Source organism: Sanguibacter sp. Z41_6, from assembly GCF_059621145.1.
Genome location: NZ_JCAQIF010000001.1, coordinates 96,795 through 109,126, shown reverse-complemented (window position 1 = coordinate 109,126; position 12,332 = coordinate 96,795). Strand labels below are relative to the sequence as shown.

The following is a 12,332-nucleotide window of genomic DNA, read 5'->3' as shown; positions in this document are numbered from 1 at the left end:
GCGGCCCGCCCCGTCAGGCGTCGGTCGTGTCGTGCGGCGCGCGTGGTGCTGGCCGTGTCCCGTCAGCGGGGGCGGACACGACATAGCTGCGTCCGTCCGGCCCGACGACCCGGGTGAGCTCGGTGCGCAGCGTCGCGTCGCGGTTCACCTCTGCCTCGCTGGGCGGGCGCACGGGGGCGGTGCTGCTGCCCACCTGGGCGGGGCCGAAGATCGGCAGGAGCTTCTCGGTCATGCGCATGCCCCGCGTCCTGCCCGCAGGCGTCGCCGTCGTGGGCTTCGGGCGGCGTCGTCCGAACACGATCAGACCTCCCTGCTCGTGCCGCCGGCCGCGGCGGTCTCCCGCACGGCGGGGGCGTCGAGGACGGCGAGGGAGCCGTCCGGGCACGCGATGATCTGGACGCTGCCGAGCCCGTCGGTGTGCGCGTCGGCATCGAGGTCCGCCAGGTCGTGGGTGCCGCCGACGGCGAGCGTCGTGCACCCGGCGGCGCGGCCCGCGGCGAGTCCCGCCGGGGCGTCCTCCACGACGAGGCAGCGCTCCGGGTCCACGCCGAGGCGGGATGCGCCGAGGAGGAACGGCTCGGGGTCCGGCTTGCCGTGCGCGACGTCGTCGGCGGTGACGACGACGAGCGGCTGGTCCATCCCGGTCGCCGCGAGGCGGGTGACGGCGAGGTCCCGGGTGCAGGAGGTGACGATCGCGAAGCGGCTCGGGGGGAGAGTCTCGAGGAGCTCACGGACCCCGTCGAGGACGACGACGCCCCCGGTGTCCGCGAGCTCGATGGCCGTGATCCGGGCGAGGGCGGTGTCGACGTCCTCCGGCGGCAGGAGCCCGGAGACGATGTCCCGCGCGGGTGTGCCGTGCGGGATCTGGAACGTCTCGGGGTCGAACCCGTGCTCGCCGGCCCACAGGGACCAGCTGCGGTCCACCGCCTCGATCGAGCTGATGAGCGTCCCGTCCATGTCGAGCAGGACGGCGTCGAACGTGCGGTCGCTGAAGGCCTCACCTGGTGTCACCACCCGACCAGCCTATGCGTGAACCCTGTGTGGACGGGCCCGGTTAGGGTGGCATCGTGAGCGACCCCACCCCCAGCGGCTACTTCATCTCCTTCGAGGGCGGCGACGGTGTCGGCAAGACGAGCCAGGCGCGCCTCCTCGGGGACTGGCTGCACGGCCTGACGGGACGCGAGGTCGTCCTCACGCGCGAGCCCGGGGGCACGGAGCTCGGTCAGGTGCTCCGACAGGCGGTCCTGCACGGCGGGGACATGGACCCCCGCGCGGAGGCTCTCATCTATGCGGCGGACCGCGCGCAGCACGTGGCCCAGACCGTCCGGCCCGCCCTCGAGCGCGGCGCCGTCGTCATCACCGACCGGTACCTCGACTCCTCCGTGGCGTACCAGGCGGGCGGGCGTTCCCTCGGGGCAGCGGAGGTCGAGGAGCTCTCCCGCTGGGCGACGCAGGGGCTCATGCCCCACGTGACCTTCCTGCTCGACCTCGACCCCGTCGCGGCGTCGAGCCGGCTGACCGGCTCCCCGGACCGCCTGGAGCGGGCGGGCGACGAGTTCCACCGCCGGACGCGGCAGGCGTTCCTCGACCGTGCGGCGGAGGATCCCGGGCGCTGGGTCGTGCTCGACGCCGGACTGCCGCTCGACGACGTCCAGGCGCGCGTCCGTGCGGCGGTCGCCCGGCGTCTGGAGCTTCCGGCCGGGAGCGCCACGTGAGCGTCTGGGACGACGTCGTCGGGCAGGAGGACGCCGTGGCGACGCTCCGCGGCGCGATCGAGGACCCGGCCGCGATGACCCACGCGTGGCTGCTCACCGGTCCGCCGGGATCGGGGAGGTCCAACGCCGCGCGCGCGTTCGCGGCGGCCCTGCAGTGCGAGACGGGCGGCTGCGGCGTGTGCCAGGCGTGCACGACGACCCTGCGCGGGACCCACGCGGACCTCACGGTCGTGGCGACGGAGAAGGTGACGATCGCGATCGACGAGGTCCGCGACCTCATCACCCTCGCCTCCAGGTCTCCCTCGCAGGGCCGCTGGCGGACGATCATCGTCGAGGACGCCGACCGCATGGCCGAGCGGACGACGAACGTCCTGCTCAAGGCGATCGAGGAGCCACCGCCCCGCACCGTGTGGTTGCTGTGCGCGCCGAGCCCGCAGGACGTCATGGTGACGATCCGCTCGCGGTGCCGCGGGGTGTCGTTGCGCGTCCCGCCCGTCGAGGCCGTGGCCGCGCTGCTCGAGTCCCGCGACGGGGTGGAGCCCGCCGTCGCGCTCGCCAGCGCACGCGCCGCACAGTCGCACATCGGTCTGGCGCGGCGTCTGGCACGCGATGCGGGCGCCCGGGACCGGCGCTCGTCGGTCCTGGCGATCGCGCGCCGCATCCGGGGCGTGCCGGACGCCGTGATCGCCGCCGGCGAGCTCGTCGAGGTCGCCCAGGCGGAGGCGAAGGCCGCGACCGAGGAGCGGGACGCCACGGAGAAGGCGGAGCTGCTGCGGTCGCTCGGCGCGGAGGCGGGACAGAACCTGCCGCCCTCGTTGCGCTCCCAGGTCAAGCAGATGGAGGACGACCAGAAGCGCCGCGCCACGCGCCGCCAACGCGACGTGCTCGACCGCGCGATGATCGACCTGCTGTCCCTGTACCGGGACGTCCTCGTCGTGCAGCTCGGCGCGGAGGTCGACCTCGTCAACACCGAGCTCGCGGAGTCGGTGCGGACGCTCGCGGAGGAGTCGACCCCGGAGCAGACCGTGCGGCGCATGGACGCGATCGGCGTGGCACGCACCCGCCTCGCCGGGAACGTCTCACCGGTGCTCGCGCTCGAGGCGATGGCCATCGCGCTGCGCCCCCAGGGGTGACGCGCCCGGACCGGGTTCACGTTCTCATTTGTCAGGTTCATTCGTTAGTTTTGACCTGTGACCCGACCCGAGAACGCCCTGACGCCACCCGACGACGCATCCGTGGGGCGCGGGTCACCCCGGTCCGGGGCCGGCGGGCGTACGCGCGCCATGCAGGTCATGGCCGCCGTCGCGGGCGCGTCGCTCCTGCTCGCCGCGTGCGGCTCAGACCCGGCACCGAAGTCGCGGACGAACATCGAGGTCACCGCCGAGCCCACGGACGAACCGAGCGCCGACGACCCGCGCGACCGCCCGCGGCCGGACGAGGACATCCCGGACGATCTTCTGCCGTTCTACGAGCAGGACGTCGCGTGGGAGAAGTGCGGCAGCTTCGAGTGCGCGGACATCACCGTGCCGATCGACTGGGACAACCCGTCCGCCGGGTCCTTCCCCCTCGCTGCGAAGCGCCACCTCTCCACGAACGACCCCATGGGCACGGTCCTGCTCAACCCGGGCGGCCCGGGAGGGTCGGGCGTGGAGTTCGTCACCTACGTGCCGCTCATCTGGGGCGCGCCGCTCATCGACAACTACGACGTCCTGGGCTTCGACCCCCGCGGGGTGGGTGACTCGAACCCGGTGACGTGCCTGACGGACGAGGAGAAGGACGAGGCGAACGCCAAGACCTACCCGCTCGACGACGCGGGCCTCGCCGAGATCGAGGCCGACGCCACGGAGTTCGGCGAGAAGTGCCTCGCCAACACGGGCGTCATCCTCGGTGAGGTCGACACGCAGAGCGCTGCACGGGACATGGACGTCATCCGGTACGTCGTCGGAGACCCCCAGCTCAACTACCTCGGGTACTCCTACGGCACGCAGCTGGGGGCGACGTACGCCGGCCTCTACCCCGAGAAGGTCGGGAAGATGGTTCTCGACGGGGCCATCGACCTGCGTCTGACGCCGCACGAGCAGAGCCTGCAGCAGGCGGTGGGGTTCGAGAACGCGCTGCGTGCGTACGTCGAGGACTGCCAGACGGACGCGGGCTGCCCGGTGAAGGGGACGGTCGACGAGGGCATGGCGCAGATCCAGGCGTTCCTCGACGGACTGCTCACGTCACCGCTGCCCACGGACGACCCGGACGGGCGGGAGCTCACGCAGACGGCGGGCTTCTACGGGATCGCCCAGCCGCTGTACTCGCAGCAGCTGTGGGGGACGCTCACGACCGCTCTCGAGTCCGCGTTCGCCGGTGACGGGTCCGAGCTGCTCGACAGCGCGGACGACTACAACGGTCGCAACGACGACGGCACGTACGCGGACAACCAGGGGGAGGCCTTCCGGGCGATCAACTGCCTCGACTCCCGCGGGTCCACCGACCGGGCGACGATGGACGCCGAGGCCGCCGAGATCACGGCGGCCGCCCCCACCATGGGGTCGTTCTTCGGGTACGGAGGCCTCACCTGCGCGACCTGGCCGTTCCCGGCGGTCGTGCAGGACTTCGACCTCTCCGCCCCCGGTGCGGCGCCCATCGTCGTCATCGGGACGACGAACGACCCGGCCACCCCGTACGTGTGGGCCCAGGGTCTCGCGGACCAGCTCGAGTCCGCCGTCCTCGTCACCTACGAGGGGGAGGGCCACACGGCGTACGGCATGTCGAACGACTGCATCCTCAACGCCGTGGACGAGTACTTCGTCGACGACATCGTCCCGCCGGACGGGCTCGTCTGCTGAGCCCAGCACGCGCGTCCGGCACCCGCTTTGGTGACTGGGCCTCCGGCTATGTAGAGTGAGCGCGGTTCTTCACACAGGTCCGCGGCGCACGCCGCAGTCCGCGTGACGACCGGCCGCCTTAGCTCAGTCGGTAGAGCGTCTCACTCGTAATGAGAAGGTCATCAGTTCGATTCTGATAGGCGGCTCCATCACCGCAGGTCAGACCCACAAAGGGTCTGGCCTGCAGTCGTTTCCGGGCGGCTCACCCACCGGAAACCCACCGCTTCACTCGGAGAACCGCTCGAGGACGACGCGGTAGTCCGGGGCGAGTTCCCGCACCTGCACGTAGTGGCGCTCGGTGATCTTCGACGACGAGTGCCCAGCTGCGATGCTGACCGTCTGGTCCTACACCCCCTCGGGCTCATCGTCACGAACTGGGGTGCGATCACCTCGTTCTTCTCGGGCATCCCTGGGAAGATCAAGGCGTCCTTCTCCGTGGACAGGAGAGGACCCGGCCCCGTTGAGGAAGCCCTGGATGACGTCCTTGCCCTTCTGGTAGAGCGTGCTGCCGAGGTTGCCCAGGGTGGACGTGATCGACGCCGGGATCCCGCGTCTGTGGGCACAAGGACGGGCGCTCCGTGCCGAAAGGCTGGGCGCCTGCAGGTGGTTGGGCCTAGTCCGCAGGGAGTCCGCAAAGGGCGACTGTGGGACCCGCCGCTTACCCACCGGAATCAACGCGATCGAACGAGAATCAACGGATGGCGCCGACGCGTCCGGCGTCCTGTTCTCGCAGTTCAGAGCGCATATCGAGCGACAACGCGCAAGCATGAAAACGACCGCCTGCGAATGAGACGGTGATGGTGACCCTCGCTGCGCTAGTGTCAATTGGGGCATGCCGAGCGAAGGAGAGCGAGTGAACCGGACCGGCAGGATCAATCCCGAGGCCTTTCACCACATGGTTTATCTCGGCCTAGCAGAGGGCATGATGTCCGAGGAGTCGCCCGACTTCACCTGGAGCGAGAACGGCCTCGTGACCGTCGGACCCAACGGCGACGCAGCCTGGTTGCGGACAGGTGTCTTCATGGGCGCCGTCTCTCTGGACTACCACAGCGGCCAAGAGCCCGGACCGCTTAACGTCGACGAGTGGGACGACGTCGCACAAGTCGTCCTGAGAAACCCTCCGGCGGAGTTCGGCGTGCGGAGCATGCTGGACGGCCCAGGGACAGGTGACATCTCACCTGGTCCCGGGCCGCTTGTGCTACGGGTCGCTGCCCGAGGGCGGGATGTCGACCCAGACAGCACCGGCCCCGAAGAGGGCGAGCCCCCATTCGAGTTCTACCGTCTCGACGTATGGCCGCTGCGGCCAGACGAAGACGGCTAGATTCGGGGCCTTCCCGCGGTCGGAATGCTGCCGTGGGCCGGCGGTGACGAGGAGGCTCCGGCTGCGAGCGCCATCGACGAAGCCGCGGATGGCGATGTCTACGACGACGACCCGGACGACCTCGACGACGAGGTGTAGTTCCTCGTGTGGGGGAGATGAGTGAGAAGGTCTCGGAGAGCGTCCTGAAGGTGGGGGCACTCTTGCGTTGGAGGGGGCTTGTGTGGGCCGAAACGGCCCCCGGAAGTTCCCTCGGGAGCCTGGTGCCCATGGTGGTACCCAGTGCCCCCGAAAAGACCACCCATCGATGCAGGAGGCCGTTTGCGCATGATGTCTTCACGGTTCGAACTCTTCTGCACCCACCTTGACGGCTCGGTCGACTTCTACCGCGATTGTCTTGGCTTCGACGTCGAGCATGACGCCCGGCCGGAGTTCGACTTCGTGACGGTTCGCAGAGACACCGTCGTGATCAGCCTTGCCAGCACCGGAGAACGCGTCGACCCTTCGGTACGCCGCCCTCCCTCGGGTGTGGAGCTCATTCTCGAGGTGGATGACCTCCTGGCAGAGAGGCAGCATCTGGTCGAACGCGGTTGGCCTCTGGATACGGATGTCACCGAGCGCCACTGGGGTCAGGCGGACCTCCGAGTGCTGGACCCTGACGGCTACTACCTGCGGATCACCGGGCGCTGACTCAGCCCACCGGGTCCAGCGGCAGCTGTGCGCGCAGCGATGCGAGCAGCCGGGGCGTGGCCGGGGTCAGCGGGTAACGGCACTCGGGCGAGGAGATCAGACCCTGCTCGGCGAGCCAGGCTTTGAGCGGGACGGGGTTGGGTTCGCCGAAGAGGAGCGGAATCCATGGGGCGAGCTCGTTCCACGTGGCGAGCGCCTCGTCCCGGCGGCCTGAGGTGAGCCCGGTGAACACCGAGACGAACCGTTCTGGGACGACGTGCGCCGCGGCGAGTATCCCGCCAGCGCCACCGAGCGCGACGCATGCGTAGAACATGTGGTCCTCGCCCGTGAGGACAGCCAGACGGCCCGCGCCCTCACGGATGAGCTCGAAGCTCTGCTTGGTATCCCCGGACGAGTCCTTGACCCCGACGATGTTGGCGTGCTGGTCCGCCAACGCCAGGAGAGTCGTGTTCTCGACGTTGACGCCCGTGCGATACGGGATGTTGTAGACGATGACCGGCCGGTCGGTGGCCTCGCACACCGCGCCGAAGTGCGCCGCGAGCCCGGACTGCGACGGTCGGTTGTAGTAGGGCGCGGTGACGAGATACCCGTCGACAGGGAGAGAGGCGTGAGCCTCGACCTGCCGCGCGACCGAACGGGTGTCGTTCCCGGCGATGCCGAGGTAGATGGGGAGCGCACCGCTCACGTGGTCCGCCACGAGGCGGACGAGGTCGTCGACCTCATGGCCGGCGAGCACGGGTGACTCTCCGGTGGTGCCGGCGAGCACGAGGCCACCGATCCCCGAGGAGGCGTACCGGTCGAGGAGGCGCGTCAGGGATGCGTGATCGAGCGTGCCGTCCACGAAGGGGGTGACGATCGGCAGGAGGACGCCTCGGGGAGAGTTCGTGCCGGCGCTCATGGCGACCTTCCTTCGTGCGTCGCAGACAGCTCGCCAGCGATCCTCATGGCATCCGAGGATACGCGGACATAACCCGCCAGAGCGGGTGTGGCTGCGCATTCACCAACGGGTGCCCCGTTTCGTGACGGTCAGCGCCGTTCGATCAGCCCGCGGACGTATGCCGCCTGGCCGACGTGCTCGAGGTCGTCGGCGAGGATGCTCACGAGTCGCACGGCGAGGGTGACGGGTGGGTCGTAGGAGCGGTCGACCACACGGTCGAGGTCGCCCTCGCTCAGCTCGTCGAGGATCTCGCGGGTCCGCGCGAGGGTGGCCTCGTGGTACTCGACGAGCTGGTCCGCCGTGACGCCCCGGACGGCGGCGACCTGCTCGGGAATGTGGCCGTAGCCCGTGTCGGACGGGTCGAGTGCCAGGCCGAAGCTGTCCGCCCAGCCGGCTGACGTCCAGACCTCCGCGGAGCCGGCGAGATCAGCCATCTGCGCGTCCTGGACGCGGGACGTGTGCCACAGGAGCCACCCGATCGTGTTGGCGCCCTCCTCGATGCGGGTCTCGAGCTGCTCGGGGGACAGGTCGTGCGCAGCGTGCAGCAGGCTGTCCCGCACGCGGGTGAAGCCGTCGGTGAGGATGTCGAGAGCGTTCACGGGTGCCTCCGTCGTCGGGTGCTGGCGAGGACGACACGTCGCCGGGCTCGTCCCGTCCACACTGGCACAGGCAGGAGCGGGCGCAACGGGAACAGGCCGTCCCCCTCGTGAGGGGACGGCCTGTCTCGTCATCGTGTGCCAGGGGCTGGGGTCAGCCCTCGCTGATGCGGCGGTGGTGCGCCAGGAGTGCCGCGCCGGCTCCGACGAGGAGCAGTGCCAGCAGGGCGACCGGGATCACCTGGCTGCCGGTGGTGGCGAGCCAGCCGTCGTCGGCCGTCGTCCCGCCGGAGCCGTTGCTGGTCCCGGAACCCGAACCAGGTCCGGCCGGGGCCGACGGCCCGCCGGGCTGTGCCGGATCCGTCGGTCCGCCGGGCGTGCCCGGGTCGACCGGGTCCGTCGGCTCGGGGATGACCGGAGCGGCCTGCACGACGACAGGTGCGCTCGCCACGGCGACAGAGTCCTCGAACCCGGCCGCGGTCGCGACGGCGGTGACCGTGAGCTCCTTGCCCACGTCGGCTGCAGTCACCGCGTAGCTGTCCGTCTCCGACACGACGGCTGCCGCAGCGACGTCCGCGGTCGGGTCCGTGAGCGTCCACACGTAGCTGACGTCCGCGTCGGCGGGGTCGGTCACGGTCGTGGCCGTCACCGTCTGCCCCTCGCGCACGTCACCGGTGATGGCGACTGCCGACACGACGGCGCGTCGGGTGACGTCCACCGTGTAGGTGCGGGTCGTCGCGCGGTCGGCCGCGGTCACCGTGAGGGTGGCCAGGCCGGCGGTCTCGTCGCTCGCCTGCGTGATCTCCACGGTGGCGTCGGAGTCGACGGGGACCGCGCTGATGACCGGGTAGCGGGAACCATCGACGGTCACCGCGTAGTCGGTCACGTCACCGGTGAAGCCCTCGAGGGCGACGCCGTCGACCCGCAGCGCCGCGAGGTCGGCGACCTCGGCGACGGACGGTCCGTCGGCGAAGATCTCCACCTCGGAGACGATCATGTGGGTGTTCGGGAACGCGTTGAGCGTCACGCGCACGCTCGTCGTCGTGACCCCGAGGTCGATGTCGACGATCGGCGCGGAGCCGTCCGCCGGTGCGTCGACGGTGAGCGCGGGGTCGGGGACCGACACCCACTCCGTGCCGTCGAGGTAGTCGACGGTCATGGTCTGCGCCCAGGACGTGGTGCCGTCCTTGTAGAAGTGCGTCCGCACGCTGTTGATGTCGCGCGGTTCGGCGAACGTGTACGTCAGGGTGCTCGTGGTGGGCTTGTTGGCGGAGACCCAGTTCGACCAGCCCTTGTCGGACAGGGCGAGGTTGTACGTGCGGTCGATGCCGTACGTGCCCTCGGTCGACGACGCGACGGCGTCCGAGACCTCGGGTGCGATGTTCACGTCGGTCACCGGGGTGACGATCACCGAGAGGGTCGCCGGCACGGGGTCGCCGGCCGGGTCGTTCGATGCCGCAGAACCCGGGATCGTGACGACCCCGACGTCCGCGAACGAGTCGTCCGTGAGACCGGTGAAGTCCCACTCGACGGTCGCGTCGAACCGCTGGCTCGACGCCCCGATCTGGGCGGGGACGACCTCGGGCGCGGCGTCGACCACGGACTCCAGCGTGATCCCCACGTACGTCGTGAGGGAGACCGGGTCGCTCGACACGAAGCCGCCGACGTCGACGATCGCCCGAGCCTCGAAGGTGTTGCCGAACACGTCGGTGCCCTGACCGAGGACGGTCACAGAACCAGTGGTGTCCCACACGGCCGGGTCGACCGTGTCCCAGGTGACGGGGGCGGCCACACCGGCGCCGTGCCGGTACTGCGGCACGACGGCGGACGGCAGGGTCGGCTCGACACCGGCGATGGTGCTCACCGGGACGTCGGGCACCGAGACGATCGCGGTGTCACGGACGGTCCAGCGCTGGTGCGCACCGCCGCTGGAGCCGTAGACGCCGACGGGGGATCCGTCGGCCGTGGCCTGTCCACCGATCTCGAGCGCCAGGGCGAGCGAGCCGTTGACGAGCGACCAGGTCGCGCCGTCGGTGGTGTTGAACGTCCACCACGCCTCGGGGTCGGCCATGGCGTCCGCGACGCTCATGGTGCGGTAGTCGGTGCCTGCCGCGGTGGCGGCGAGGACGCGACCGTCGGTCGTCGTGAGGACGAACCGGCGCTCGTGGTTGCCCTCGATCTGCGGGACCTCGTGGAACGTCCACATCTGACCGGCGACCGCGTCGCTGGTCGTGGCGAGGTCGTTGATGGTGAGCGTGTCCGCGCCGGCCGTCAGCGCTCGGCCGGAGCCGGTGCCGACGAGCTGGTAGGAACCGCCGTCCTCGACGGGGAACGCGTCCTCGGCGACACCGGAGACGCCGTCGATGACGAACGTCGTCACAGACCTGGCCGGGACGTCGAGCGTGACAGAGGTGGCGCCAGCGGGGATCGCGACGGGCGTGCCCTCGACGAGAGCGTTCGTCCCGGCGTCCTCGACGCTCGGGTCCTCGGTCGTGACGACCGGGGTGACGGTCGCACCGGGGGCGATGGTCGCGAACTTCGACAGGTCGAGCGTCAGCGAGCGCGCGGCGGTGGTGTCGTTGATGTGCACGACGGTCGCGCCCGAGTCGTCTGCCTTGACCGCAGCCGTCGACTGGTTGTTGTTCGTCGGGATGACGTGGTCACCGGGGCGGATGAACTGCGTGTAGTTGCGCGCGGTGTTGTACTTCGAGTTCGTGACGATCTTGCACTCGGCCTCGGCGGGCATGGGCTCGCCCTCGGTCCACCCGGCGTCCGCGAGACGACGCTCGGAGTACCCGACCATGCCGGGCTCGTTGCAGTCGAAGTCGATGAAGACGGAACCCCAGTTGAGGTTCTCCACCTTCTCCATGTTGTAGTAGTCCTCGACCTCCTGCCAGAACACCCAGGCGGTGGGCTCGAGCTCGCGGAGGTCGTCCGTCATGCGCTGCGCCATGCCGAGGCCGCCGGTGATGGTGACGGGGTCGAAGCCGGTGCCGACGAAGTCTCCACCGACCTCGCTCATCCACAGGTCCTTGCCTGCGGTCTTGGCGATATCGCGGGCCTGGAGGCGCCCGTTGGTGCCGTACGTGTGGACGTTGATCTGTCCGACGTTCGCGCGGGTCTGCGCGTCGTACTGCCGCCACGCGTTGACGAACTGCGCGGGGTTGGTCTCGTCGTTCGCGGAGATGATCGCGTCGGTCGTCGAGGTCTCGAGGCGCTCGGCGAGGAGGTTGATGACGTTCTGCTGGTCGTTGGCGTCAGGCCCGGGGCAGATCTGCGCCCCCTCCTGCGTGGTGCCGCCGCCGACGGGCCAGCCGTCGGGGCCGAGCGCGGGGGTGCCCCAGTAGCCGTTGCACGGCTCGTTGAACGGGTCGACGGTCTTGAACTCGATGCCGTACTCGTCCTCGATGTGCTCCGTGACGTTCGTGAGGTAGGAGACGAACTTCTGCGGGGCGTCACCGGTCGCGAGGAGCTGGTCCGAGCGCTTGTCCATGGACCCGGTGACGAAGCCGGAGGTCGTCATGAAGTAGGGCGGGGAGTTGCTGAAGGCCTCCCAGACCATGTCGTCCTTGCTCTCGGCGAGCTTCTCGACCCACCAGCGTTGCGTGGCGTCGGCGTCCCAGTTGTACGAGGCCGGGTCCTCGGCGTCCCAGGAGTCGAGGTAGGCGGCGCGGTCGTCGTAGTTCGAGGTCACGCCGTCGGACGCGTCGAGGTCAGGTGCCCACCAGCCCTCGACCGCACCACCGGGGCGCAGGTAATCGGGGACGTCGCTCGCGTTGCCGCCACCGATGTTGTAGCGCGCGACGTTGAGGTTGAGGCCCTCCTCGCCGAACACGAGCTGGTAGAGCTCCTCGCGGATCTCCTCGGGGTAGTCGCCGGTCGCGTTGGCGAACCAGACGAGGCTCGTGCCCCAGCCCTCGAACTCCGGACCGGCGTAGGCCGGGTTCGGGGTGACGACGACAGGTGCGGGGAGCGCGGGTGCTGCGGAGGCCTCGGGGGCCCGGGGGATCTGGGTGAGGACACCTGTCGCGCAGAGTGCGACGACTGCGCCGGCAGCCGTGGTCCTCCGTCGCCAGGATTGGGGGTCGTTCATTGTCAACCTTCCGCCATTGGATGGGACGTTCACCCTCGTCGCGTGCGGAGGGCTCCTGAGGATCCTCTGATGTTTACGTAAACATTGTCAAGGGTCAGTCGCGCCGT

Annotated in this window: 10 protein-coding genes and 1 tRNA gene; 6 read left to right on the top strand and 5 right to left on the bottom strand. The window is 70.1% G+C overall.

Going from position 1 to position 12,332, the window contains the following annotated elements:
- Window positions 1-13: 13 nt before the first annotated feature.
- Window positions 14-238 (bottom strand): hypothetical protein, encoded by a 225-nt coding sequence (locus AC54T1_RS00475; protein WP_484343367.1) that lies wholly within the window; start codon window positions 236-238, stop codon window positions 14-16.
- Window positions 239-300: 62 nt separating this feature from the next.
- On the bottom strand, window positions 301-1,014 hold the full coding sequence (locus tag AC54T1_RS00470) for an HAD-IA family hydrolase (protein ID WP_484343366.1): 714 nt from the start codon (window positions 1,012-1,014) through the stop codon (window positions 301-303).
- 53 nt (window positions 1,015-1,067) lie between these two features.
- Here AC54T1_RS00470 and tmk point away from each other — a divergent pair, with 53 nt between their 5' ends.
- From tmk to AC54T1_RS00440, 6 genes are all read left to right on the top strand, one after another.
- Complete coding sequence (gene tmk / locus AC54T1_RS00465; RefSeq protein ID WP_496910633.1) at window positions 1,068-1,715, top strand: dTMP kinase; 648 nt, start codon at window positions 1,068-1,070, stop codon at window positions 1,713-1,715.
- Entirely contained in the window at window positions 1,712-2,848 is a 1,137-nt protein-coding gene (locus tag AC54T1_RS00460; RefSeq protein WP_496910632.1) for a DNA polymerase III subunit delta', read from the top strand. Before tmk ends, AC54T1_RS00460 begins: the two co-directional genes overlap by 4 nt.
- A gap of 57 nt (window positions 2,849-2,905) precedes the next feature.
- Window positions 2,906-4,552 carry an alpha/beta hydrolase gene (locus AC54T1_RS00455; RefSeq protein ID WP_496910631.1) on the top strand — a complete coding sequence of 549 codons (1,647 nt, stop codon included), beginning with the start codon at window positions 2,906-2,908 and terminating at the stop codon, window positions 4,550-4,552.
- 112 nt (window positions 4,553-4,664) lie between these two features.
- Window positions 4,665-4,740, top strand: a tRNA-Thr gene (locus AC54T1_RS00450).
- A 704-nt stretch (window positions 4,741-5,444) separates the two neighbouring features.
- Window positions 5,445-5,912, top strand: coding sequence for a hypothetical protein (locus AC54T1_RS00445; protein WP_496910630.1), 468 nt, complete (start codon window positions 5,445-5,447; stop codon window positions 5,910-5,912).
- Between the two features lie 324 nt (window positions 5,913-6,236).
- Window positions 6,237-6,599 carry a VOC family protein gene (locus tag AC54T1_RS00440; RefSeq protein WP_496910629.1) on the top strand — a complete coding sequence of 121 codons (363 nt, stop codon included), beginning with the start codon at window positions 6,237-6,239 and terminating at the stop codon, window positions 6,597-6,599.
- Window position 6,600: 1 nt separating this feature from the next.
- On the opposite strand, the gene dapA is transcribed toward AC54T1_RS00440, so the two are convergent.
- The 3 genes from dapA to AC54T1_RS00425 all read right to left on the bottom strand — a co-directional run bounded on the left by dapA (window position 6,601) and on the right by AC54T1_RS00425 (window position 12,225).
- Window positions 6,601-7,497: a 4-hydroxy-tetrahydrodipicolinate synthase gene (dapA, locus tag AC54T1_RS00435; protein WP_496910628.1), complete on the bottom strand. Its 897-nt coding sequence runs from the start codon at window positions 7,495-7,497 to the stop codon at window positions 6,601-6,603.
- Between the two features lie 128 nt (window positions 7,498-7,625).
- A complete protein-coding gene (locus tag AC54T1_RS00430; RefSeq protein ID WP_484343358.1) occupies window positions 7,626-8,135 on the bottom strand; it encodes a mycothiol transferase in 510 nt (169 codons plus the stop codon).
- A 151-nt stretch (window positions 8,136-8,286) separates the two neighbouring features.
- Window positions 8,287-12,225: a glycoside hydrolase gene (locus tag AC54T1_RS00425; protein WP_496910627.1), complete on the bottom strand. Its 3,939-nt coding sequence runs from the start codon at window positions 12,223-12,225 to the stop codon at window positions 8,287-8,289.
- Window positions 12,226-12,332 lie beyond the last annotated feature (107 nt).